Raw genomic sequence first — 25,582 nt, forward strand, 5'->3', positions numbered from 1 at the left:
GATTTAACGTAAAGCCCCCTCCGGATTGCATCTGGAGGGGGCTTTTTCTTTGGTAGTGGAAACGAAAAAAACCAGAAAAAAGGTACCACGAAAGAGATAAAAGGAAGAACATGGGAACCAATGAAGTCTCGATTGAAAAATAAACAGAAAATTGAGTTACTACCGGCTAGACAGGCTAAGCCAAAACCACGCGGCGGCGATAAACGATCAAAAGACTTCAATGACAACCCTTTCAATCGAGCCTGGCAATATAGATTTTGCAAATCACAAGGGCCGTAGTTAACCGGCTAACTTATTACGATAAATAGTTGCGGAAATCACCGCAATCGGTGGTATTACTATATTAACCACAGGTATCATCAAAGCAAATAACACCATTCCGCCAAAACTTAAGCTGCCAATCCGGACTGTTTTAAGTAGCTGTCTTTGTTCAGGAAAGAGTGCACCTTCATTTTCTAAGGTATAGGCAAAATATTCCATACTCATGCCCCAGGCTCCAAATAGTCCCCATAAAACAGGAGCAATCAGGTTAACTCCCGGAATAATTGAAATAATGACAATCGGAATAGCCCGGCTCACTAAATAGGCAATGCGCTTTAATTCAGAACCTAATACTTTAAATATCGGCTGCTCCTGAATATCTCCAGATTGATCATTGAGGATATGTTGCGTTTTCGCTGCCAGACCGCCATAAAAAGGTGCGGCAATAAGATTTGCAATAAGTGTAAAAGTAAAAAAACCGGCAACAAAAAAACTGATAAAAAATAGAGGATAGATTAACCAGTCCAGCCATAACAACCAGTCGGGTATAAATTTGGCAATTAGCACGCCGACATAAAGATAACCCAGATACAGCATACTGGAAAACAGTATTAAATTGACCGCTATCGGGATCAATACATATTTTCTTAACTTTTCATGCCATAACAAAGATGCGCCTTTGGTCAGGCTCTGTACCGCCAGCAATGGATTCGCACCTGCTTTTTTATTAAATACTATATTCATTTTAATTCACTAACACCTTGTTCAAAAGGATTAAACACTGCGCCACGCTCGGTGACAATAACATTGATTAACTCAGCTGGGGTGACATCAAATACAGGATTCCAGGCATCGATCAAGCTATTTTCCTGTGCATAATAATCCGGCAGGAACTCACTTGCAGCGCGCTGCTCTATTTCAATTTGCCTACCATTTGGCATGGCAAAATCTATCGTCGATACTGGCGCGACTACCATCATCTTAACGCCATGATGTTTGGCCAAAACGGCTAAAGAATAAGTACCAATTTTATTGGCAACATCACCATTCGCTGCAATACGATCTGCGCCGACTATAATCCAGTCTATTTTACCGCTCTGCATCAACATCGCCGCAGCAGAATCAGCAATAAGCGTTGCTGGAATATTATCTTCCGCCAATTCCCACACCGTTAATCGCGCCCCCTGCAACCAGGGGCGCGTTTCCCCGGCAAAGATATCGCGTGCCTTGCGCTTTTGTGCGCTACGAATGACACCTAGCGCTGTTCCATACCCACCCGTTGCCAGGGCACCAGCATTACAATGGGTTAATAGCCCTTGCGCATCCGCCAGTATATCCGCGCCTATTTCGCCCATATACTGATTAGCCGCGATATCTTGCTGATGAATTTCCAGCGCAGTATTAATCATATTGATAACAGGTGAGCCAGTCATTAATGCTAACTTTTCCTGCATTACCGATAATGCCCAGAATAAATTTACCGCCGTAGGACGTGACGCAGCGAGTATAGTTATATCCGCTGCAACCTGCTGGCGCCATTCTGTATTGTCTGCCGCATAGTGCTGCTGCACCGATAATGCCACAGCATAAGCAGCGGCAATACCAATGGCAGGCGCACCACGTACGCGCATGCTTTTTATCGCCTCGGCAACCTCTGGAGCAGTAGCAAAATTATCATAATGCACCTGCTCGGGTAATTGCCGCTGGTCTAGTACAGATAACTGCCTGTCTTGCCATACTAAAGCATGGACTTTGAGTTTATTTGGGGAACTACTCATTAACACGTATACTCATTAGCTATTATTATCTCGCTCCCGTGCCCTGCATGGGAAGCAGAAAAAAGTTGATCGACAAGCGATTAATTCTACCAACAAACCATTCTATTAAAAGTGTTCTGTTATGCAAGTTGACACCCTTATTAATGCTCGCTGGATTATACCTGTAGAACCTTATGAAATTATACTAGAACATCAAGCTTTGGTAATTCATGAAGGCAACATACTAGATATATTGCCGCAACAGCAGGCGATGCAAAAGTACCAGGCAAAGCAAGTCGAAAATCTGGGTAATCACGCGCTTATTCCGGGCTTAATCAATGCTCATACACATTTAGCAATGACATTATTTCGCGGGATTGCAGACGACTTACCGCTGATGGAATGGCTGGAACAGCATATCTGGCCTTTAGAACAAAAATGGGCAAATGAAGCGTTTGTTCGCGATGGCACCGACCTGGCGATTGCTGAAATGCTACGCGGCGGTACCACTTGTTTTAATGATATGTATTTTTTCCCGGAAATCACCGCACACCAGGCAATCCAGCATGGCATACGCGCCAATGTCGGGCTTATCATGATTGATTTTCCGACTGCCTGGGCGGATGGCCCTGAACAGTATCTGGAAAAAGGCCTGGCCCTGCACGATGAATTGCGTCACGAACCATTAATACGCACGCCTTTCGCGCCGCATGCGCCTTATACAGTTGCTGACGAGCCTTTACGCCAAATCAGCACGCTGGCAGATGAACTCAATCTGCCGATCCATATGCATGTGCATGAAACTCTCTTTGAAGTCAGCCAGGGTGAGCGTCCCTTAAAACGCCTGCATGAATTAGGCCTGATCAACCCGGCTTTTATTGCAGTACATATGACTCAATTAAGCAATAGTGAAATTACTAAATTTGCACAATCCGGTGCGCATATTGTGCATTGCCCTGAGTCCAATCTGAAACTGGCCAGCGGCTTTTGTCCAGTACAAAAATGCCTAGATGCTGGTATTAATGTTGCTCTGGGTACTGATGGTGCAGCCAGTAATAATGATCTGGATATGCTGGGAGAAATGCGCACTGCGGCATTATTAGCCAAAGGCGTTGCACAAGATGCCAGCGCAGTAAGTGCCGCTACAGCGCTAAGTATGGCGACTATCAATGGCGCTAAAGCTTTAGGTATCGACGATATTACTGGCTCGTTAACAATAGGTAAAGCTGCAGATATCTGCGCAATCGACTTATCTGCGATAGAAACCCAGCCGCTATATAATGCTATTTCGCAAATTGTGTATTCTGCCTCGCGGCATCAAGTCAGTGATGTCTGGGTAGCAGGAAGGCATTGCTTAAAAAACAGGCAATTGACCACGCTGAATATTCAGGATTTACAACAGAACATCGCACAATGGCAAGAAAAGTTATCATCACCACTAAAATAAACCCGTATATTTTCAAGGAATACCCTGATTACGTACAACTCTCAACCATAGCAGAATAAGGCATTAATTATCAGTATGCTATAAAGCTCGTCATTCCCGAAGTCTTTAATCGGGAATCTGTGCTTAGCCTGCGAGATTCCTGCTAAAAGCATACAGGAATGACGAAATATAGCTGAGAGTTATGGGTAATCAGGAAGAATATTAACAATATCTTTTTCGTACAAAACGAGGATAAGATTTATGCTTAAAAACTATATCGTTGGTTTATTACTCATGCTTCCCAGTGTAGCTTTTTCTACTAGCGGTAGCTGTAGCAATACACAATTATCTGACTATCTTATGCATGAGGATAATATCATTGTTAGTTTTAGAGTGATCGACAGTCAATTTTCAGGGCAAATTGACAATAACTTTATTGAGATAGAAATTACCAAGGAGTTTTATTCTAAAAAACTAACAGACACCCGCATTAAGATAGAGACTGAAAATGGCTTTGGACCAGCACTGAGTACGTTTACAAAAAATATTGAATGGCTGACAGTTTTATCAAAATATAAAGACACTTATATTTTTGCAGGGTGTGCGCCTACACTTACTATTGAAAATGCAATAGTCCAAGGAGAAACAGGAATAAATGTTTTAGACCAAATGGGCGATTCAGTCAGTGTTGAAATGTTAGAGTTAGCATTAAATGCCTTTCAGCAAGGAATCAGTTCCGCTGATAGCGTTTGTAAAAGTTCAAATTCATATTGCAGTGAAAGAGCAACCTATAATATTGAAACAGGCGTGTTAAATTTACCCTCAGTTGAATATACATCCTTGTTTGGGGGAAAAGTTTATGCAAAAGCAAAAATGCAAAAAGTAAGTAACGATTTAAAGACATATCAAATTACCGAACTTGAGTAATCAGGCACTAACAATCCAAAAGTAAGTGCGACTCATATGCAATTATCAATAATCCTAAAAACCGCAGTTGAACGCTAAAAAACACTCTAAGCATTTGAATATAAAACATAATGACCGTAACAACTTATCACCTGCAGGGCCAACAAACTCCGCTTCACGGTTTTGTGAATAAATCTGAGCGCGAAATACTGCGTTACAGCTATTGCCAAGGGCTACGGCCATTGCCTGCTAGCTGTGCCTTGTCTTTCGCACTCAGATTTTCCACAAAATCCCTGCTCAACTGCGGTTTCTAGGATAATGTTAGATCAATTTATATTTGCTACAAATGTCACTGCGCCGATTTTGATACTCTTGATATTAGGGATTATATTCCGCCGCCGAGGCTTTATAGACCCGCATTTTATCAATATCGCCAATAGCTTTGTGTTTAATGTTACCCTGCCTTGCATGCTATTTTTTAGTATTGCCAGCACTCCACTTGCGCAATCTACTAACATTCCGCTATTACTCTTTGGCGTGTTATCGACTCTAGCCAGTATTTTATTGTTCTGGTTACTTAGTCTCACCCTGATTCAGCAGGATAAACGCGGTGTTTTTATCCAGGGTGCTTTCCGGGGGAATCTGGGTATTATTGGTATTGCTCTGGTATTCAACGCCTATGGCAACGAAATGCTCGCCGTTGCTAGTTTATATATGGCGCTTATTGCGATACTGGACAACCCCATCTCGGTACTATTATTACAACAGAAAGGTGAAAAGCCTTATCGAAACATTTTAACCAATCCGATTATTATTGCGGTCGTCGCTGGCCTGATGTTTTCGAGATTTGCTATCACCCCGCCATTTTTTATTATTGAGACGGGGCAATATCTGGCACAAATGACCCTACCACTTGCGCTAATCTGTGTCGGAGGCAGTTTATACTGGCAGGATTTTCAAAGTCATCATAAAGAAGTGATCTGGGCCACAATATGCAAATTATTGATCATGCCTTTTTTGGGAACTGTTGCGGCCATACACCTGGGGTTTTCAGGCAAGGAACTGGGGCTTATTTATCTGATGCTGTCATCACCCACCGCAGTATCCAGTTATATAATGGCTAAAAAAATGACCGAGCATGGCATGCTTGCCGCTGAAATTATCGCCCTGACAACGGCCAGCAGTACGTTGATCATTACACTGGGCTTACTTCTGTTACAAATATCCGGTTATCTATAGCATGAGAATTGCACTATCCTTTATCTTTATTGTCTTACTATGGGCAACTACGCCACTGGCAATAAAGTGGAGCGCCGATGGTTCCAGCTTTATTTTTGGCGTTGCGGCACGTATGAGCATAGGCTTAGTCTGCATCTCCATGATGCTATTAATAATGCGCCAGCGCCTGGTCTGGCATAGCAAAGCGAAACAAACTTATTTTGCAGTTGCCGTGCAGATTTATGGTGCAATGATGGCCGTTTACTGGTCGGCACAATTTATCCCTTCCGGCTGGATTTCAGTTATTTTCGGACTCTCACCTTTTATTACTGCAGTACTTTCCGCACTGTGGCTGGGAGAACGGAGCTTATCTGTAGATAAATTACTGGCTTATATTTTAGGTATCGCAGGATTAAGCATTATGTTTCATTCCGCCTTGCATATAAGCTACAGCACAGTGATGGGACTATTCGGTGTATTACTCGCTACTTTTTTACAATGCTTTAGCGCGGTCTGGCTGAAGCGTATTCATGCGCAATTACCCGCTATTACTCAAGTCACCGGCGGAATGCTATTTGCTTTTCCCCTTTATATGCTCAGCTGGTGGCTGATAGATGGACAAATTCCAGAAAGTTTACCGGTTAAAAGTATGCTATCTATTTTATATCTGGGCCTGATTGCCACGCCGATAGGTTTTGCTTTATATTATTATATTCTGACCCATATCTCGGCCACTCGTGTCGCTTTGATCACATTAATATCGCCTGTGTTGGCTTTATTTCTGGGTCATTACCTGAATAAAGAAGCACTCACGCTGGAAATTGCAATCGGTTCTGGACTGATATTAAGCGCGCTGATCCTGCAGAGTTTTGTGGGTCGCTTAAGACAGGCAAAAACTTAAGTAAGCATATGCAATACCCCAATTATCTTCTGCCCTCTCCATCCCTAAAAAACACGCTGCCCACAAGTTTCAATAAGTGCTCACTATAAGGAAAACTATGTCTGATACTTATCAGCTGAAAAAAATTATTTTAATAGACAGCTTCTGGGCTGGAAAAACCGTGTTACTGGATTTAGACGGTCATATCAACCTTAGTGGAACTAACGGTGCCGGAAAAACGACATTCTTACGTTTAATACAGCTATTCTGGGGTGAGCGCCCGAGTAATATAGTCGGTGGTACGGGTAGTAAAAAAGGCTTTATTGAATACTATTTGCCGCGTAATAGCAGTTATTTGATCTATGAATATCAACGCCCCTTAAAGCAAATCTGTCACGTTATGATCCAAAGCGATGGCCGTGGTGCAAAGTATAGATTTATAGATGCTCCCTATAACCAAGAATACTATATAGCTGAAAACAGCATCCCTCGTGACTCCGCTTCAGTAACTCAACTTTATAGGAAAGAAGCTGAACCATCAAAGCTTATGGGGGTTGATGATTACTGCAATATTATTCAATGTCAATCTGTTAGTAGTGGCAAAAAATGGTTGCGTCCGTTGCAAAGTCGATTTGCAATGGCCTCTGCGCCCATTACTCATATCGAAAAAGTCATTAGCTCAGTGATTAAAAAAATTGGCGACTTCGATACCATCAAACAAATGCTGATTGATATTTCGCGTGACAAACTCAGCCAGAATTTACTCGACCGGGAACAAGACAAAGCCCCGTTTCAACTCAATAAGAATGATATTGATGCCTGGCTGGCAGATCTAAATGCAGTACACGAGCTAGAAGATAAACGAGAAGATTTTGATATTTTATTGCAAACCATTAGCACGTTAAAAGACACGCTTAATGAATTATCTCATCTGCATGGCTTAGCCTTAAGAGAACATAAATCCAGGCAGGCAGAGCTAACGGCAATGTCTCAGTCTCTGACTGAATTAAAGCAGCAACGAGTGCAACTTGAAAATGATTATGAGCAACAGTTAGAACCGAAACAAGCACAATTACGTGAATGCAACAAACTCATAGATGATCTTGATTTTAAGGTTCAAAATTTAGAAAAACAAAAGCTGGATTATGAGCAACAAGATGCCGAAGGCTTTGCCATCAAAGCATCATTACTGACGCAATACCAGCAACAACAAAAAGACATTAAAGAAGAAATTGATGCTTTGGAAAATGAAAGCAAACAAATTAATTTACTGTATGAAAAACAATTAAGCGATTTAAAATATCGCCATACTCATCAAATACAACAATTCGATATTGAATCAAGCAAACAAAGACTTAACGGCGTTGAACAACTGAGGGAAGCTGAAACACTTTATCAGCAAAGTAAAGACCAATACTTAATCGACAAAGACAGTAGATTAAAACCCGTTAATGATTCTAAATCTCAATTTACAATTGACCTTGAGATTAAACGAGATCGTTTAAATAATATCCCTGTTTCTGACACATTACAGCAGCAACTTAATAAAACTCTGCAAGCACTAGAAACAATCCGCCATGAAACTGACCTGGCCATACAAAATCAACTTAGCGCTAATGACAACTATAGCTCTGCCCTTGCCACTTTCCTCGAAATTGAGCAACAACTAAAAAACAAGAACACTGACTTAAGAGTCATTGAAAAATCCCATGGACTATGTCTTAAACGTCTCAGCCCTGCAGCAGACTCTTTACACTATTTTTTAGATAGCGAAATTACAGACTGGTCGCAAAATATTGGTCGTGTGATTGCTCCTGAGTTATTAGAAAGAACAGATCTGGATCCACAGCAATTAGAGCCTTTAAACAAAAACTTATATGGCTTACAAATTAACCTTGATGTGCTAGCTGATAGAGCCAACATGACTGCGGATAAAGCGGCCTTAGAACAAGAAGAGTTACGTTTATCTGAGCAACGTACGCAACTTAAACTAGAGATTGAGCAAACAAAATCTAGCCTGAGTACAGCCAATAAATCACGCGAGCAGTGCCTGACGGAAAAAAACCAAGCGGAACAACAAGTAAAACGTCAGCGTCATACTAAAGACAATTTGCAAAGTGAGACAGATGGCTTAAATAATAAAATCAGAGCTGAAAAAGAAACCATACGACTTGAGATAGAAGCTGAAATTAATAGACTTTCGCAAAGCATTGCTGACAGTGAGCGCACCATACAGACCATAGAAAGTGACTTCGTTAACCAGCAGAAAAGCCTGCACTCGGAATATTTAAGTCGCAAAGGTACCCTTCAATCGGATACTGAAAATACAATTATCGCAATTAACACTCAGATTGAGTCCGAAAAAAGCCTTTTTAAAGCAGAAAAATCCCGTATTGAGCAGCAATTAAAAACAGAGCTAGGGAGATGGAAAGAAATAATCATCCAGAACAACCAGGAGAAATGGTCAAAAACCATTTCTCCAACGATGGCATTCGGTCAACAAACTGATAATACGTCTTCATTGCTTTTTTACCTACCTTTACTCCTGTTTCATATATTTTTTCTGTTAATTTAACAATAGGTGCTTTGCCATTGTAGGTCATACTTTTGGCAAATTTTAAAGTTGTTTCAACTGTATCCATTATGTCGCCACTAATATGATTTTCATAGGCTCCCCATACTCGTTCAATTGGGTTATATTTACTATGATAAGGAGGGTAGTAGGCCAGTTTTATCTTTATGTTGCTTTTTTCAGCAAACTCCACAAGCCTTTTTATAAACTGAGTTCTGGAGCTACTGTTCTCCATACCATTGTCAGCGTTAATTGTCAGAATATCTACTCCATATTTTTCTTGAATTTCTGGCCAAATTTCTTCCAATCGGTCAACGATGAAATCACTGCTGGCATAGCCTGCTGTAAAGAAAAGGAAAAAATCATCATGTTCAGGCAGATAAAAACCAAAAGGAGTTAACTTTTCCTTAACATCTAAATCATGATCCTCTGCTTTTGTTAAAACCCGATTTCGTCCTCCCCGTGAAAAATTTCCTATATTCATTCTTGCTTTGGCATCAATTGATATACGAATCTCTTTTGGGTTGATATCTGCCATTCCATTGACTGAATGAACTTGTTCAAAAATTGCATCCGTTTCCTTGATTTTCTTATGAGGCTTTGTTTTTTGTACCTTTTTTGGATGGTAACTCAGGTCATTTAATTTTGTATTGATAGTTTTTGAGCAAGGTAATGTTTTTTCATCGTAATAATCAATCTCCAGTAAACGTTTTCTAACTTCTTTAGCCGTTAGCCGGGTATATAATCGACAGGAATTAAAAGAGGGATCCGTTTGACACTCCGGTTCAGCAATTTTTTTTATGTCATCAAGTAGATGAGGAAAATGCTCTTCACTTTTATTACGCCCTCTCGCTGAAAAATTATCTTCTATGGGCTGAGTTTCAAGTTCATATTGTCCTTTTCGGATAGTGCCTCTATTCCATCCTAGTTTTTCTTCAGCAATACTTGCACCACCTGAGCCTAGTAGCTCCACCGTTTCAGCCATGAATATACGACGTACCGAGCCTTTTAAACGATGGGCTGTATTTATAATCCAACCTATAATGCTATCTGTTAATATCAACAAGCTTATCTGCCTAGTGTGAGAATAAATTCAGAATTCATTATTATAAATTATTGAGACACAAGCTTACTTCGTTTGGATGATTATTTCTTTCCATCTCCCTTAGCGCTAATGATCTATGATAAAGCTTATTATATAGGCGAGCAGGGCTTTTATTTTCCTAAGGATGCTGAGGGAAATTATATACAATACAGCTCTGTTTTAGACTCTATGCCAGATGTCTTACAACAGATGAGAAAATTAATACCCAGCCACTCCGTTTTTAATGGGGCCGTCGGGTCTATGACCGGAGCAAAGGCTTTAACTGCAAAGGTGGGCGAGAAGGTGCTATTTCTTCACATGCAAGCAAATGAAGATAGCCGCCCACATTTAATAGGCGGACATGGTGACCTGGTCTGGGAAGGTGGGTCATTTAATGATGCCCCTGTCACTGATCGAGAAACCTGGTTTATACCGGGAGGAAGTGCGGTTGCTGCTCTCTATGAGTTTAAACAGCCGGGCACCTATGTTTATCTCAATCATAATTTAATTCAGGCTATACAACTAGGTGCTGCAGCACAGGTAGTCGTTAGCGGTGAGTGGAATAATGATCTAATGGAGCAAGTGAGAGCTCCTTCAGCCATTCAATAACTAGGAATAATAATAAAAATAAATATTTACAACTTTTTTAAGGGGATGATTATGAAAAATCTAATGGGTTTATTAGCGATCGCCAGCTTTGCTTTTATCAATACAGCGCAAGCTGAAGGTAATATCGAAAACGGTCGCGCATTGAGTACTTCATGTTCTGCTTGTCACGGCACGGGTGGAATGAGTCCTAGTGAGCAATGGCCAAACATTGCGGGACAGAAGGAATCGTATTTAGTTACACAGTTAACTAAATACAAGTCAGGAGATAGAAAAGATCCTACTATGTCAGCAATCGTAGGCCCTCTTACTGCTGAAAATATTAATGATTTAGCAGCCTATTTCGCCTCCAATAGCGCTGTGGCAAGCTTCTCTTTTCAGACGCAGATGCTGTCTATTCCCTATGTTAAAGTTGGAGATGCTATGTTTGACGTAGAAATGTCATTAGATTCAATAGATGAGCTTATTTTTTCAGTTGATAGCATAGAGGAACATTAGTTCATAAGGCCTGTTACTAATGCGCTATGAGGTTTATTAAACGAAGTTATTGACTTTGTTTGTTAGCACATTAGCGGCAGGCCTTGATTAATGCGCAAATTTTTAAAGAATTGACTGGATTTTTCGCCTATAATATTTATTTGGATAGCTTTTTTATCGAGACTGGAAAGTACTGATTCCTTGTGTCGCTGTCGCTAACGAGAGGGACAAAGCGATATTATAGTCACGATAAATAACTTTAAATATAGAATAGTCAAAGATAAGGTCTGTTACTAATGCGCTATAAAACCTATGTAATAATATTTCTTACTGTGCTTGTTGGTGGCACATTAATTACCGGCTTTAATATCGCTGTCGACAAAATTGATAATTTAGAGTTTTGTATTTCTTGTCATTATGTCAGGGCCACTCTTTATCCGGAGTATAAACAATCAACGCATTATAAAAATCGCTCTGGTGTCCGTGCTGAGTGTGATGACTGTCATGTGCCAAAGCCGTTTATACCTCTGGTATTGTCTAAAATCAATGCAAGTAAGCATATCTACCATCATCTCATTGGCAGTATTGATACGCTGGAAAAATTTGAGGCTAAGCGCCTGACATTGGCTAAACGAGAGTGGCAGAGAATGAAGGAAACGGATTCGCGTGAATGTCGTTCCTGTCATAATGAGAAAGCCATGGATTTTTCCCTACAAAAGCTTCGAGCCCGAGAATTACACCGGGATGCAGAAGAAAATAATGAAACCTGTATAGATTGCCATAAAGGCATCACCCATAAGCAAGTACATAAAGAGCTAGAGCAAGAAGAGAAAGAGGAAGAAGACTTCATGTTATAAAGCTTTAAGTTTATTATCATAAATTAAAAATAAAAAATAATTATGAAAACAAGCAAACAACTTATTGCTAGCTTATTATTGTTCTGTCTTAGCCTTTCAGTTAATGCAATAGACTGGGGCAAAGTCGAAGCTATGCAAGTCACTTTATTTTATCCGGGCCAATCTTCATGGGAATGGTTGTTAACGACATCCGATCATAAAGGGGCAAAAAAAATTCGCAAGGGAAAAGGCTGCCGGGAATGTCATGAAGGTGAAGAAAAAGACATGGGCAGCCTGCTAGTTTCCGGAAAACGATTAGAGCCTAATCCAATTTCGGGTAAGCGGGGATTCGTCAATGTCGATGTTAAAACGGCATATGACGATACGAAATTTTATATACAACCTAAATCCTGCAAGCCCATATTTTGACTCTCATTAACCTGTCTAGCTAAGTGGTTATTAGGTTTTTACTGCCGCTTTGCCAGCCCTCTTTGTCCAACCGATCAAAATATCCAGATTTAAATCATAAATAGAGGAAATTTTTTGTATCGTATGGATATCCCCCGAGCCCAAGGCAATAAACACCCTGCCAACGTGCCATGACCTTTTAATCAAAGTGACTTAACTTCGGTTAATGTTAAGCGAGTAACCCCACCTTAACCCAATCATCCCATTCCTGTGGATAGAGCGGATCTGCAGGTGTTCTGACTCTCAGCTGATTATTGCCTGTGAGTAATTTTCCAGCCACCCGAATCAGATAAGTACGAAGTGTATCCGGCTCCCATTGGCACAACGTTTTGTTGCCACTCAATTGAGCCATCCAGCGCACGGTATTGTAGGCAAGAACGGCGCAATGAAATAATGCGGCATTAGCCAGAAATTGATTCGTTCTGATTTTACCTAAACCCATTTGTGATTTTGCTTCTTCAATCCATGTTTCGCACGTCGCTCGTTCACCATACTTCTTATGTGTTTGCCAAGGCGATAGAGGTTCAGTTGTTACATAACAAAAATAGTCATATTCTGCCGTATCCCAAAGCTCGGACTGAGGTCCTGTCACTTGTTTAGGTTGCTTTATCCTGACCGCGACAAACTGACGAGAGCGAGACCAGCCACCACAACGATATTGAAACTCGCTCTGCTCCCAACCGGGTCGGCCTTGTATGGCTGTCCAGGCCTGTTTGGCCAGCAATGCGTTCAAATTCTTAAGTTTAACCTTTATTAGATACCCATGCCCTCTGGTATCGAGAAATTCAAGCAAATCACCGACAAAATAACCACTGTCACCGCGAAAAATAATGCGCATCCGATTGGGCAAGTGTGCAAGTAACTGTTTGGTAAATTCTACAACACCATTGCTTGTAAAGGCATTGCCTGTCCGGAACCAGGCTTGTAAAATTTCTTTTGTTTCCGCTAGAAAAGCGAGTTGTGGATGGTATGAACGGGCACCTTTCTTTTTGGGGTTGAAGCCTTTGGCACTTCCTTCTTGTCGACCACAAACGGTGTCCACAGTTGAATCGACATCGACCCACTGGACGGATTGTATGCCAGTTTTCGATTTTCCGGAACGAAGCAATCGCCGCCAGTGTTGACCACGCAAAGTATGCGTGAGCGTTTCAAACTGGCTTATCTGCCTATCACTTACTTCTTTAAAGATCCGTAAAATTGTGGTTTCAACAGGAATCTTTATCCAGCCAGCTACTTTGCGCAGTACGCTATCTGCCCATACGGTCGTCACCTTTGCCATTGATGTTGCTCCCCCCATCATGCCAACCAACGTCAATAGAACCACATCAGATAAGTGATGGTCTGCATTTTCACCCCGCCGATGTGGAACGCTTTGTTTTACGGTTTTTTCAAAACCTATCCTGTCTAAATATTTCACGACGGGAATCAGTCCCGCCTGGCTTGTCAATCCATGTGCTGTAGATGTCATTTTTACCGTTCGGGTACGGTTTCTTACGTGAGATGAGGATTTTGATACTTTAGAGGGCTTCATTAAAACAATGAGATAGTGAAATCAGGAAAATGATATTATATCATTGTTTAATAAGGAGTTTTGTGGATTATTATGTATAATGCTTGCAGGATTTAGGTAACAGAAAAAATATATGAAACAGGAGTAAAGGTAGGTAAAAAAGCAATGAAGACGTATTATCAGTTTGTTGACCGAATGCCATCGTTGGAGAAATGGTTTTTGACCATTTCTCCTGGTTGTTCTGGATGATTATTTCTTTCCATCTCCCTTATGCTGATACGGTTGATAAAGTGGAGGCTTTGTTGCCCTGGAATATTAAAAAATCAGATACGCCTGAATAGGGCAAGTACGTGCTTCGTTGAGCGCTTACAAACAATCAACAGTTAGACAGGGAATATCAGGTTTGGCTAAAAAACAAATGGCTACAGCAGCCAATTTTCTGCCAGCAAATTATCGAGTATAAACAACAGTTCACTCGTCTTGAAGATGAGATTAAACAATCTGAGACCCATTATAAAAACAAAAAAGCATCTATTAATCGACAGATTAGCGGCAAAAAAACAGACCAGGATAAAGCACAAAGCTTACTCAGCCAGCTAACTTATTGCAAAGATCAACTGAAAAATTGCCAGCCTATTTTAAATAATGACTTGCCAGACTATGCCGCTGATAATTTATTTAGGCTGACCCAGAATGCCGTGCAACAGCGCAAACAGCACGAGAAAATACTAGAGGATGGGAAGCGTACCCTGTTACAGTTATTTACTAGACATCATCGTAGCCGGCTGGCTGAAGCATGGCAACAAGCACTTGATTCCGCCCAGGGAAGCGGCACTTATTTTCAAGCTGAGCTACTGGAAATTGAGCAACCGTTAATTAATGTGCTACAAATGGTGGCTCATGTAAAACAAGTCACTATTCAACAAATTGACACCCATGCTTTTGACGTTAATGCATTTTACCAGCATTTACGTCAATTTGAGCGGGTCATCAAAGCGACCGGATCTGATTTATCCAGACATGTCAGTGAAGAAAAGTATTTTGATGCCCTAGGTGAAATTACCGTTAAAATCCGTTCTAAAATGAATGACCTCGAGTACTGGCAAGCATTGAAAAATTTTGGTGATAATTATGATGAATACAAAAATGATGTGGCTTTAACCGGGAATAACAACATTCCCAATACCTTGATCGAAGCAATGGCTGAATTAACCAGCATCCTTCCGACCACTGGTTTTAAAATTAAGCATTTAGCGTTGTTCGATATTGAGTTTAGCATTATCGAAAACGGCCAGATTAAACATGCCAGAAATGCAAAAGAACTGCAGGACGTTAGCTCAACTGGCTTGTCTTACCTAGCGTTGATTACATTTTTTACTGGCGTTACTTCTATGTTACGTAAACAGGATAACACTGTTATTTGCTGGCCAATTGATGAACTAGGCGACTTGGCACCAGAAAATATTGAAGCGATGATGTCGCTGTTAAAAAAACATAATATCCATATTATGTCAGCAACACCTATTGCGGATAGACATGTACTCAGTCTATTTAATCGCCGTTATCTTTTGGATAAACAAAAAATTCATGAGGTTAAGTTGCCAGAAAGTAAACTGGAAATGCTTTTGAGCCATACCGATTCGGAGATTCAAAATCATGTTTAAGCAAGTAACAGAAGCCTTAGGGAGATGGAAAGAAATAATCATCCAAACGAAGTAAGCTTGTGTCTCAATAATTTATAATAATGAATTCTGAATTTATTCTCACACTAGGCAGATAAGCTTGTTGATATTAACAGATAGCATTATAGGTTGGATTATAAATACAGCCCATCGTTTAAAAGGCTCGGTACGTCGTATATTCATGGCTGAAACGGTGGAGCTACTAGGCTCAGGTGGTGCAAGTATTGCTGAAGAAAAACTAGGATGGAATAGAGGCACTATCCGAAAAGGACAATATGAACTTGAAACTCAGCCCATAGAAGATAATTTTTCAGCGAGAGGGCGTAATAAAAGTGAAGAGCATTTTCCTCATCTACTTGATGACATAAAAAAAATTGCTGAACCGGAGTGTCAAACGGATCCCTCTTTTAATTCCTGTCGATTATATACCCGGCTAACGGCTAAAGAAGTTAGAAAACGTTTACTGGAGATTGATTATTACGATGAAAAAACATTACCTTGCTCAAAAACTATCAATACAAAATTAAATGACCTGAGTTACCATCCAAAAAAGGTACAAAAAACAAAGCCTCATAAGAAAATCAAGGAAACGGATGCAATTTTTGAACAAGTTCATTCAGTCAATGGAATGGCAGATATCAACCCAAAAGAGATTCGTATATCAATTGATGCCAAAGCAAGAATGAATATAGGAAATTTTTCACGGGGAGGACGAAATCGGGTTTTAACAAAAGCAGAGGATCATGATTTAGATGTTAAGGAAAAGTTAACTCCTTTTGGTTTTTATCTGCCTGAACATGATGATTTTTTCCTTTTCTTTACAGCAGGCTATGCCAGCAGTGATTTCATCGTTGACCGATTGGAAGAAATTTGGCCAGAAATTCAAGAAAAATATGGAGTAGATATTCTGACAATTAACGCTGACAATGGTATGGAGAACAGTAGCTCCAGAACTCAGTTTATAAAAAGGCTTGTGGAGTTTGCTGAAAAAAGCAACATAAAGATAAAACTGGCCTACTACCCTCCTTATCATAGTAAATATAACCCAATTGAACGAGTATGGGGAGCCTATGAAAATCATATTAGTGGCGACATAATGGATACAGTTGAAACAACTTTAAAATTTGCCAAAAGTATGACCTACAATGGCAAAGCACCTATTGTTAAATTAACAGAAAAAATATATGAAACAGGAGTAAAGGTAGGTAAAAAAGCAATGAAGACGTATTATCAGTTTGTTGACCGAATGCCATCGTTGGAGAAATGGTTTTTGACCATTTCTCCTGGTTGTTCTGGATGATTATTTCTTTCCATCTCCCTTATTGCGTGGTCAATTTATTTGCCAGACCGCCACTCCAGATGCCTTTGCTTATTTATCTCAAGAGGGACATTTTAAGCAAGTGACTGACTTTTTAGCGCCGCTAGATCGTGAATTATGTGTTTTAGAAGGTGATGAAATCTTTTACTCTGCCTATACCCTGGTTGATGATAGTAATCGTGGCCTGATTAAAGATGCCTTTGCTGAATTCCGTTCCCAGCTACGCCCGGTTGTTGAATGGATGGATATGGTGATGACCGCGCTGGGGCAAGATATGCCTATCAGAGCACGAGATGAAATACGCCTGCAAAATCTGCTCAATGCCATAGAACAAGAGCCTTCATTGACTGAGCAAATGAACCGGCTGACACAACTGGCATTTTTTAAAACAACAAAAACTAATATTACTGAGCAGTTAAGCTGGATTTTACAACAACTGGAAAAACACGGCTATCTAGTCAAACCTAATCCACATGGCACTCTTTATATTGTGACTGGGAAAATGAATTACCTGCACCAGCTGATTGCATTTTTAAATGATGCCGAAGACCTGGGGCTAGATGAACAAGCTCCCGCTGATGACCAAAGCCAGCAACAGGAATTATTTACATGAGCTTTGATCAACAGCAAGTTGCCAGCTTAATTAGAAAGTTTGCCAGCGCGGATAAATTGCTCGCAGAAGCCTATATTAATGGCATCATCTATGTTGACGACCAAAACCAGAAGCTCATCGAAGGACTAAAAAAAACCGGCATTTTACGCATCGCGGATCGCAGTGATGAGTATCGTTTAACCACGGATATTAAGCATCTTATAGACCGGTTATTATTACGTAATTTGCGCTATCGGCATAATACCGATATGAGTAAAATGATTAACGGTGTTGAAGAGGATATAGAAGCCTATCGTTTTGCTTTTGAACATAACGAACAAGACGAGGCTAAATACCATCTGGAACAAATAGACGACAATCTTTATGAATCCATGGAAATGCTAGAAAACAGTCTAAGTGTGATGTTTTCTAATATTACCAGTCAATTTGGCTTTGTGAATTCCCTAGCCAGTAAAATAAGAGAAAATGAGCGTGCCCTGGCCTATGCACAGCTGTTGGTTAAAGAGCTCAATCAAATCAACCTGAATGACTGTTATAACTGGTTTAACTGGGCCGCGCCACCTGAGTTAGCGCATAAAATCATCCGCTTTATAGATCAATACAAAAGTATCGTCGAGCGACTCGCCAGCATTGTCGACCGGATGAAAACATTATTATTTACCCTAAGACTTCAGGAGCAAACGGCTAATCGTACCCGTGCACTGGCTCAGTATTTAAAACAACACCCGGAATGGGAGCCGCAAGACTGGAGCAACGAAGCTGTTGTGCCTAAAATGTTGCAACGCGGAACAGGCTTAACATTACAAGCCGGAATCAATACAACAAAAGCCAGCTTACAAGCTGACTTTATCAATATTATTCAGCAATTAAAGCGCCAAGCCAGACCCATCGCTAGCAAAGATAAATCCCGGGATTCCATTGCTGTTAATGCAGAAGAAACAGCGACCATTGAGTACCTGCGTGATGTTTATGAAACACATGTAGAAACGTTATTTGCCCAGGCACTGGAAAAACAAGGGCATCAAATTTCCGCCTTAGACTATTGGAAAACTGTAAAGCTTGATATTAACCCCGATCTTTGGCTCGACCTTGTTTTTGCACAATATTGCTGTTTACAGCAACACATTAAACGAGTGATCGCATTAGAAATGCAAGGCAAAACTTTATCTGGCTTTAATGGTAACCAGCTTATTTCTGAAATTTTGCTACGTAGAATTAAATAACGTGAGTCGTAAAGTATTCAAATGGGTTAGCGATCTCATTAAAACAAAACCCGATCAAACAACGACCCGAGCCTGGAGTATGATCGGCTCTTCTGTTATTGAACTTTATCACTGCGGACATAGACAAAACGACAAACTGATTTTTACTGCCCAGGACAAATTTCAATTACGCAGTAAACTTAAATCAGAATTTGGCATTGACCCATTTTTTACCACGCAGTTACCTGATGATCGCCTGGACATTGCCAGACATCACGATAATGAAAAATTAGCCCGACTTCCTCCCAGTCATGGACATATTTTAATTAACAGCCCTAACGGAATCCTGCAACTTAATAAGCAACAAATCCAGTTACAATCAGAGCATATTCTCAGCGCGGGTTTAATGTGCCTGAGTTCTGGCATAAATCAAATTGATCATGAATCGATAGTGGTCGTCGAAAACCTGCCTATCATGCAACTATGCAGCGCCTTTACATTACCTCCTCTGTGCCAAAATGCCCTATGGATTTATCGGGGAGACTACAAAAGTGGCGCAAAAATGAATGCCTGTTATGATTTGTTAAAACGCTTTGGAAATGATAAAAACATTATTGTTTTTAGCGATATGGACCCAAAAGGTCTGGAAATAGCGCTAACCATTCCCCATGCAAATTACTGGCTAGGGCCTGAAACCGCTGCATGGACCGATTGTTTAAAAAGTCGCCATGCCAGCCATAGTGGTTTTGATATTCAAACGAGTGCAATGAAATATCTTATGAAAATAAGCGATACAGCTTGTTTATCTAAACCTATCAATGATCTTATTTTGCAACTGCGTACTGAACACAGTTCATATCGGCAAGAGCATATGTATGTTCACAACATAGCGCTATCACTCTTCCCTATAACCTAGAAAAATCAGTTGAGCGCGAATTTATAGTGCAAGATATTGGTTTCACAGTGCTTTCAAAAAATTTTAGCTTCACCCATAGGTTAAGCGGACATTTTTTGGAAGTGCTGTGGAATCAAGAGCTTGCGCTAGAAACCGTGAGCAACTGATTTTTCTAGGTTTAAACCTAAAACATCCTATTTAGAACTTTTTATTAAGGACTCACACCATGCTTTTCTCACAAAAAAAACTATCCCTACCTTCAGTTGACGAAGCACTGCCCGGCCGTACAACCGCGATTTGTATTCCAGAAAAACACTTTGTCACGGCTCAATCTATCGCCCCCCCCTTCCCGGACAATATTCAGGTTGCTATCTTCGCCATGGGCTGTTTTTGGGGAGCCGAACGTTTTTTTTGGCAACAAAAAGGCATCTTCAGCACCGCAGTAGGCTATGCCGGTGGAATAACACCCAATCCTACCTATAAAGAACTGTGCACTGGCTTAACCGGGCATACCGAAGTCGTCAAAGTGATGTTTGATCCTGAGAAAATCAGTTATCAGAATTTACTGATGCTTTTCTGGCAGGCACATAATCCAACCCAGGGAATGCGTCAGGGTAATGATATAGGTACCCAGTATCGCTCAGCCATTTACGCGACTAGTACAGAGCAACTTGAGGCAGCACTCGAATCAAAACAGCACTATCAGCAACGCCTCACCGAAGCGGGTTTAGACCTTATCAGCACCGAAGTTACTCTTGCTCCGGAGTTTTACTATGCAGAAAATGAACACCAGCAATATCTGGCTAAAAATCCTGATGGTTATTGTGGACTAAGCGGTTGTGGCATAGCTTTTCATTAAGGTATTCAATTCCGGTTAATGCTTTTTCTTTTACTGAATTCAAGATTCACACCTTGTCCTTTAAATTTTATGTTTATAGGTACATTTGTGGGTACAATACTTCTGTAAATGATCGTAACTGGAGATATAAAATGAGAACCGAAAATATAAAAAGTGATGTATTAAAAGTACGTATAGATAGCGAAACGCTACAACTCATTGAACAAGCAAGAGCCCATGTTAATTTAGATAAAAGTAAATTTATTCGTCAATGTATTCAAGAAAGGTCTAAGGCTATTATTTCAGAGCACGAAAGAACTCGCTTTAACACTGAAGATTGGGAATTGTTTTTTTCGATGCTGGATAACCCACCTAAACCTACAGAACGTATGAAAATGGCTGCAAAAACTTACCAAAAAATTATAGCTGCTAATGAAATTTGAGTTATTAAATACAAAACAACACAATCGACAACAATTTGATTGTGGGGTTAACGTACTTAATATTTATTTACAACGCTTTGCAAATCAAGACCAAAAACGTAACCTAACCCGTATTTATGTTTTAGCAGAAGAAACACGTATTATTGGCTACTATTCAATTAGTGCACACTCTGTTTTGACGAATGAATTACCAGATGGTAAAAGGTTAGCGCATTACCCTTATGCGCCTTTCTTATTGCTAGGCCGTTTAGCAATAGATAACGATTTTAAGGGGCAGGGTTTTGGCGATGCATTACTTTTTCATGCATTTAAGACAACACTAGACATGGCTGAAAAAATCGGAATTTTAGGTATGGTGGTTGATGCTAAAGATGAAACGGCTACTAGATTTTATGAAAAATTCGGTTTTAAACGACTTATCGCTTCCCCTAATCGCCTAGTTTTGCCTTTATCTGCTCTTGCTCCATTGCTTTAAAGTTTATTTTCAGCATAAATATTGTAGTAAACAACATTCCTCGTAGGATGTGAAACTAAGGGTCAGGTCATTCCATGACAGAAAAGTAACCGTCCTAATTATATTTCAATGTGTTACAGAAAGACCCTGATTTTCTTACCGTTGTTTACACGTTGGGAAATGAAGATACAATCCGCCTTATTTCCGCAAGAAAGGCGACAAAAAAAGAGGCTGAATACTATGCGTGAAGAATATGACTTTTCAAAAGGAAAAAGGGCTAAAGACATTCCACATTTAGCACAATTACAAGCAGAAGAAAAAGGGAAAACACGAATAACAATTATGCTCGATAACGATGTTATATATAACTTTAGATTAAAAGCAAAGCAAGAAGGTCTTGGTTATCAAACGCTTATTAATCAAGCATTAAAAACATGTAGCTCGTCAGCGGTATTCGACGAAAACCTATTACGAAAAGTAATTCGAGAGGAGCTGAAAAATATAAAAGCATAACGAACAAGGTTTTCGAGCCGTTCAAAACGTAATAATAACAGGAATGTCTCTGGTCGACCTTATGGCTCGATTAGTTCCTAGGTCTACCTATTACCCATAAATTACAGCTGGACAATCAAGAATAATTATTGCATGCTATAAGGCATGAATAAACAAAACCAAATCAAACGAACACTCTCCTTATCAAGCAATATAGAATACATCAAACAATTACTGGAAGGCAAGGGCTTCAAACTGGTTGGCCATCGGAAAAACCAAAGGGCGGGGACGCCAGGACCGGCATAATGACTCGACATTAAGTCAAAAAACGATTTATATGTACCCACTCGATACCTCTTTCAGGAAACAGCTGGGATTATCAGCCAATGCAGGTCTGGGCGCACTGACTATCAGTGAAGGACTGGATGCTGAGCAATGGGCCGAACATGAATTTGGCGGTGCGCCACTGGGCGATAAACGATTAAGTAAAAGGCTCGTCAACGTCGCTGATGCTAAAGCCCAGAATCCTGGCAGTGCCTTCTCAGGGACAGTTGAAGGTGACTGGCCCGCCACCAAGGCCTACTATCGCATGATTGACCAGCCAGAAGGCTCAGCCGTTAATCTGGAAAATATCTTGCAACCTCACCGCGAACGGACAGCGCGACGGATGATGGGGCAAAAAACGGTGCTATGCCTGCAAGATGGCAGTGAACTCAACTACACAAACCTGGATAAATGCAGTGGCTTAGGAGAGTTGAAAGCCAACCAGACCGGTGCAAAAACCAAAGGACTGACTTTACACTCAAGCTTCGCCATTGCGCCCAATGGCTTGCCATTGGGCGTCCTAAAAGCACAGTGTATTGCTCCGCACCCCCGATTGCCCGATGACAAACGTAAACCATCAAAAATACCGATTGAAGAAAAAAGACCTTTGTCTGGATAGAGCACCACCGTGACCTGGTTGAATTAGCGGCAACCATGCCGCAAACACAACTGATTAATGTCTGTGACCGGGAAGCTGATTTTTTTGAATTGTTTGATGAACAAAGAAAAAATCCCTGTGTTGAACTGCTTATTCGTGCTCAGCACGACCGTAATATTAATGAATCCCCCTTCAAGCTGTTCGCAGCCATTCGTGAAACCAGAGTACAAAGTCGAGTTAGCGTCAATGTTCCCCAGCAAAGTGCCCGGCCTAAAAAAAGCAAGCAAAAAGCCAAAGCAGCAAGACCAGGAAGGCGGGCAGAACTGGCATTGCGTCACTTAGCCATACAACTCCCTGCTCCCAGCTATTATCATGACAAAGAGCCGGTTGAAATACAGCTTATCCATGCGCTAGAAGAAAACCCGCCTCAAGGCACAAAGGCCGTCGAGTGGTTTTTACTGACAACGATTAAAATTGAATCCGCAAAGGACATTGAAAAGTGTTTGCGTTGGTATACGTTGCGCTGGCGAATTGAAGACTGGCATCGTGTGCTAAAATCAGGCTGTAAAATTGACGATCTTGCTCATGAAACGGCTGAGCGGTTGCGTCGGGCGATTGGTATCAATCTGGTTATCGCCTGGCGGATCATGCTCATGACGCTTCTGGGTAGAGAAACGCCTGAGCTTCCTGCTGAAATATTATTTTCTGATGTTGAATTGCGTACCCTGCACGCCTACGCAAAAAAAAAGATTAAACCCCCCTTTGTTACTAGGTGAAGCTGTACAATTGGTAGCAAGAATTGGAGGACATCTGGGGCGGAAAAAAGATCCCCCGCCCGGTCATCAAATCATGTGGCGAGGGTACGCAGCTTTGCAGCTTTTGTGTGCCGGGTTCTTGCTACTGGAAGGCGGGTGATATTGTGTGTCATGATTTATGGGTAATAGGCAGTCCTAGGTAGGTGAAAATATGGGAACACTGATGCCCTATGCATAATATGCACGGGGTGGTTGGGAATGACGATTCTGGATAATCGGGCCATTCAAGGTCTATACCGAACTCTTAATGACAAATCAAGCTGGCCGGTCGAGTAGACGGGTTCTTCCGACAAGCTAGTCAATGAGTCGATAATACTTTTATTGTACACTTCGCTGCACGCAGCTACTGTGTGATTTCTAACCATTGCTAATTCTCATCAGTTGTTACCACGCCCCTCACAGAACCGTGCTGGCGCTATTTACGCACACGGCTCCTCGACAACACGCTTTACCATGAAGTAGATAATAAATTCACCGTAATTCGTGGATTCGGTAATGGATACAACTTGAGAAGTTTAATAAACTTTTCCCATGTGTAGCAACCCCGTTTTCCACGACGATTTAACCATTTATACAACGTTTTCCTTACCCAATAGGCAAAGCTTTGTAGACTTTTACTATTATCGGTCACACCGTAATAGGCAAAATGTCCGCGTAGTTTCGCGGCTGTCGTTTTCATAATTTGAGCGGTGGGCAGTGTTCGATGTGCCTTCAACCATTCTTTATATCCAACAACTTTGGCGATCAATCTTTTGCTAACCGTTTTCCTTTTCATCCGATAACGCTTGCCATCTCGACTACGTGCGTGAACCCTAGAAAATCGAACGTGGATGGTCTTTCGCCTCTGGCTTTTGCTTTTGACTGCGCAAATATTCCAAATTCAAACAGCTTGGTTTTCTTAGGCGCGACTTCTAGGTTAAATTGCTTTAGCCGTGTTTCCATGGCTTTCTTGAAGTGCTTGGCTTCAGCTTCTATTTGAAAACAAACAACATAGTCATCCGCATAGCGGATGAGCTTTGCATAGCCTTGACACTTTTCCTTTATACACTTTTCAAACCAGAAGTCTAATGTGTAGTGTAGGTAAATGTTGGCTAACAGTGGTGAGATGACTCCACCTTGCGGTGTGCCTGTTTCACTGGCTTTGTGCTGTCCGTCTTCTTGTATCCCTGCTTTTAGAAACCGTTGGATGAGTCTGAGGATCCGTTTGTCCGCTATTCGATGACTGATAAAGCGTATCAGTTGCTCTTGATTTACATTATCGAAGAAGCCTTTTATATCGGCTTCCACTATATAATGAACGGGCTGACCTTCGACTGTTTGACTTAATGCGCGTAGCGCATCATGACAACTTCGTAGCGGTCTGAATCCATAAGAATCATCAAGAAAGTCTTGCTCATAGATGGCTTGCAGAATTCTGACCAAGCCTGCCTGTACCAGTTTATCCTCTAGCGTGGGAATACCCAGTGGTCGTTTCCGTTGACTGCCTGCTTTGGGGATGTAAATCCTTAAGACAGGCTGTGGTTTATACGCCATTTTATGTAGTCGCTCGACTAGATTGTCTAGGTTTGCGTCTAAATGAATAGCGTATTGATCTTTGGTGATATTATCTATGCCTGACGCGGCTTTCCCTTTGAGCTGCGTGAAGCATTCCAGCAGTAGTTCTTTATTCATCAAGTGATACAGACTGGTGAATTGACAGTCCTTGTCTGTGCTGGCTTTCTCAGGCTTCGTTGCAGTTTTGTTGGCACGCTTTCTACATTACTGTGCATGATACGTGTGTCCTTGCTTCGCTGTTGTTGTCGTGATGGCCTTCCCTCCAGATGCATTACACACTTTCATCGGTACTATGCCACCATCCGACTTCCTGAACCGCTTCGGCTGTTCTTGTTTTATTATCACTTGTTCAA

At 41.0% G+C, this 25,582-nt stretch carries 25 protein-coding genes and 2 pseudogenes; 21 read left to right on the plus strand and 6 right to left on the minus strand.

Annotation, left to right across the window (positions count from 1 at the left end):
• Positions 1-279 precede the first annotated feature (279 nt).
• Together cysZ and mtnA are read right to left on the minus strand one after the other, a co-directional pair.
• Complete coding sequence (gene cysZ, locus ACQY3F_RS18525; RefSeq protein ID WP_428356485.1) at positions 280-1,005, minus strand: sulfate transporter CysZ; 726 nt, start codon at positions 1,003-1,005, stop codon at positions 280-282.
• The gene (gene mtnA / locus ACQY3F_RS18530; RefSeq protein WP_428356486.1) at positions 1,002-2,039 is read right to left on the minus strand and encodes an S-methyl-5-thioribose-1-phosphate isomerase; all 1,038 of its coding nucleotides are present in this window, start codon (positions 2,037-2,039) and stop codon (positions 1,002-1,004) included. The genes cysZ and mtnA overlap by 4 nt, the downstream gene beginning before the upstream one ends.
• Before the next feature lie 121 nt (positions 2,040-2,160).
• On the opposite strand from mtnA, the gene ACQY3F_RS18535 reads away from it, so the two are divergent.
• The 5 genes and pseudogenes from ACQY3F_RS18535 to ACQY3F_RS18555 all read left to right on the plus strand — a co-directional run.
• Entirely contained in the window at positions 2,161-3,465 is a 1,305-nt protein-coding gene (locus tag ACQY3F_RS18535) for a TRZ/ATZ family hydrolase (protein ID WP_428356488.1), read from the plus strand.
• 240 nt (positions 3,466-3,705) lie between these two features.
• Positions 3,706-4,371, plus strand: coding sequence for a hypothetical protein (locus ACQY3F_RS18540; RefSeq protein WP_428356489.1), 666 nt, complete (start codon positions 3,706-3,708; stop codon positions 4,369-4,371).
• Positions 4,372-4,668: 297 nt separating this feature from the next.
• Positions 4,669-5,589 carry an AEC family transporter gene (locus ACQY3F_RS18545; RefSeq protein WP_428356491.1) on the plus strand — a complete coding sequence of 307 codons (921 nt, stop codon included), beginning with the start codon at positions 4,669-4,671 and terminating at the stop codon, positions 5,587-5,589.
• 1 nt (position 5,590) lies between these two features.
• Positions 5,591-6,469, plus strand: a complete 879-nt coding sequence (locus ACQY3F_RS18550) for a DMT family transporter (RefSeq protein WP_428356492.1) — start codon at positions 5,591-5,593, stop codon at positions 6,467-6,469.
• Positions 6,470-6,566: 97 nt separating this feature from the next.
• Positions 6,567-8,807, plus strand: a pseudogene (locus ACQY3F_RS18555) (ATP-binding protein); the annotation flags it as partial.
• 79 nt (positions 8,808-8,886) lie between these two features.
• On the opposite strand, the gene ACQY3F_RS18560 reads toward ACQY3F_RS18555, so the two are convergent.
• A complete protein-coding gene (locus ACQY3F_RS18560; RefSeq protein ID WP_428352931.1) occupies positions 8,887-10,083 on the minus strand; it encodes an ISAzo13 family transposase in 1,197 nt (398 codons plus the stop codon).
• Between the two features lie 111 nt (positions 10,084-10,194).
• On the opposite strand from ACQY3F_RS18560, the gene ACQY3F_RS18565 reads away from it, so the two are divergent.
• From ACQY3F_RS18565 to ACQY3F_RS18580, 4 genes are all read left to right on the plus strand, one after another.
• The gene (locus tag ACQY3F_RS18565; RefSeq protein WP_428356493.1) at positions 10,195-10,713 is read left to right on the plus strand and encodes a hypothetical protein; all 519 of its coding nucleotides are present in this window, start codon (positions 10,195-10,197) and stop codon (positions 10,711-10,713) included.
• A 51-nt stretch (positions 10,714-10,764) separates the two neighbouring features.
• Positions 10,765-11,208, plus strand: a complete 444-nt coding sequence (locus ACQY3F_RS18570; RefSeq protein WP_428356494.1) for a c-type cytochrome — start codon at positions 10,765-10,767, stop codon at positions 11,206-11,208.
• 275 nt (positions 11,209-11,483) lie between these two features.
• Complete coding sequence (locus ACQY3F_RS18575; RefSeq protein WP_428353370.1) at positions 11,484-12,044, plus strand: NapC/NirT family cytochrome c; 561 nt, start codon at positions 11,484-11,486, stop codon at positions 12,042-12,044.
• Between the two features lie 42 nt (positions 12,045-12,086).
• The gene (locus tag ACQY3F_RS18580; RefSeq protein ID WP_428356496.1) at positions 12,087-12,452 is read left to right on the plus strand and encodes a hypothetical protein; all 366 of its coding nucleotides are present in this window, start codon (positions 12,087-12,089) and stop codon (positions 12,450-12,452) included.
• A gap of 208 nt (positions 12,453-12,660) precedes the next feature.
• Here the strand turns inward: ACQY3F_RS18580 and ACQY3F_RS18585 are convergent, their stop codons facing one another.
• Positions 12,661-14,022: an IS1380 family transposase gene (locus ACQY3F_RS18585; RefSeq protein ID WP_428352972.1), complete on the minus strand. Its 1,362-nt coding sequence runs from the start codon at positions 14,020-14,022 to the stop codon at positions 12,661-12,663.
• Between the two features lie 380 nt (positions 14,023-14,402).
• On the opposite strand from ACQY3F_RS18585, the pseudogene ACQY3F_RS18590 reads away from it, so the two are divergent.
• The 12 genes and pseudogenes from ACQY3F_RS18590 to ACQY3F_RS18645 all read left to right on the plus strand — a co-directional run.
• A pseudogene (locus tag ACQY3F_RS18590) lies at positions 14,403-15,665 on the plus strand (ATP-binding protein); the annotation flags it as partial.
• Between the two features lie 121 nt (positions 15,666-15,786).
• Entirely contained in the window at positions 15,787-16,983 is a 1,197-nt protein-coding gene (locus ACQY3F_RS18595; protein WP_428352931.1) for an ISAzo13 family transposase, read from the plus strand.
• 22 nt (positions 16,984-17,005) lie between these two features.
• Entirely contained in the window at positions 17,006-17,614 is a 609-nt protein-coding gene (locus tag ACQY3F_RS18600) for a condensin complex protein MksE (RefSeq protein ID WP_428356498.1), read from the plus strand.
• Complete coding sequence (locus ACQY3F_RS18605; RefSeq protein ID WP_428356499.1) at positions 17,611-18,837, plus strand: hypothetical protein; 1,227 nt, start codon at positions 17,611-17,613, stop codon at positions 18,835-18,837. Before ACQY3F_RS18600 ends, ACQY3F_RS18605 begins: the two co-directional genes overlap by 4 nt.
• Before the next feature lies 1 nt (position 18,838).
• Complete coding sequence (locus ACQY3F_RS18610; protein ID WP_428356500.1) at positions 18,839-19,732, plus strand: DUF7281 domain-containing protein; 894 nt, start codon at positions 18,839-18,841, stop codon at positions 19,730-19,732.
• A 205-nt stretch (positions 19,733-19,937) separates the two neighbouring features.
• The gene (gene msrA / locus ACQY3F_RS18615) at positions 19,938-20,570 is read left to right on the plus strand and encodes a peptide-methionine (S)-S-oxide reductase MsrA (protein ID WP_428356501.1); all 633 of its coding nucleotides are present in this window, start codon (positions 19,938-19,940) and stop codon (positions 20,568-20,570) included.
• Positions 20,571-20,701: 131 nt separating this feature from the next.
• Positions 20,702-20,992: a DUF1778 domain-containing protein gene (locus ACQY3F_RS18620; protein ID WP_428356502.1), complete on the plus strand. Its 291-nt coding sequence runs from the start codon at positions 20,702-20,704 to the stop codon at positions 20,990-20,992.
• Positions 20,982-21,467 carry a GNAT family N-acetyltransferase gene (locus ACQY3F_RS18625; protein WP_428356503.1) on the plus strand — a complete coding sequence of 162 codons (486 nt, stop codon included), beginning with the start codon at positions 20,982-20,984 and terminating at the stop codon, positions 21,465-21,467. The genes ACQY3F_RS18620 and ACQY3F_RS18625 overlap by 11 nt, the downstream gene beginning before the upstream one ends.
• A 219-nt stretch (positions 21,468-21,686) precedes the next feature.
• Positions 21,687-21,959, plus strand: coding sequence for a BrnA antitoxin family protein (locus ACQY3F_RS18630; protein WP_428356505.1), 273 nt, complete (start codon positions 21,687-21,689; stop codon positions 21,957-21,959).
• A 144-nt stretch (positions 21,960-22,103) separates the two neighbouring features.
• The gene (locus tag ACQY3F_RS18635) at positions 22,104-22,244 is read left to right on the plus strand and encodes a hypothetical protein (RefSeq protein ID WP_428356507.1); all 141 of its coding nucleotides are present in this window, start codon (positions 22,104-22,106) and stop codon (positions 22,242-22,244) included.
• Between the two features lie 31 nt (positions 22,245-22,275).
• Positions 22,276-22,881 carry an IS4/Tn5 family transposase DNA-binding protein gene (locus ACQY3F_RS18640; protein ID WP_428356509.1) on the plus strand — a complete coding sequence of 202 codons (606 nt, stop codon included), beginning with the start codon at positions 22,276-22,278 and terminating at the stop codon, positions 22,879-22,881.
• Positions 22,882-22,916: 35 nt separating this feature from the next.
• Entirely contained in the window at positions 22,917-23,636 is a 720-nt protein-coding gene (locus ACQY3F_RS18645) for an IS4 family transposase (protein WP_428355562.1), read from the plus strand.
• A gap of 487 nt (positions 23,637-24,123) precedes the next feature.
• Here the strand turns inward: ACQY3F_RS18645 and ACQY3F_RS18650 are convergent, their stop codons facing one another.
• Positions 24,124-24,354 (minus strand): group II intron maturase-specific domain-containing protein, encoded by a 231-nt coding sequence (locus tag ACQY3F_RS18650; RefSeq protein WP_428356510.1) that lies wholly within the window; start codon positions 24,352-24,354, stop codon positions 24,124-24,126.
• A 92-nt stretch (positions 24,355-24,446) separates the two neighbouring features.
• On the minus strand, positions 24,447-25,346 hold the full coding sequence (gene ltrA, locus ACQY3F_RS18655) for a group II intron reverse transcriptase/maturase (RefSeq protein WP_428356511.1): 900 nt from the start codon (positions 25,344-25,346) through the stop codon (positions 24,447-24,449).
• Between the last annotated feature and the right edge of the window lie 236 nt (positions 25,347-25,582).

Source organism: Methyloprofundus sp. (assembly GCF_965251085.1).
GTDB lineage: Bacteria > Pseudomonadota > Gammaproteobacteria > Methylococcales > Methylomonadaceae > Methyloprofundus.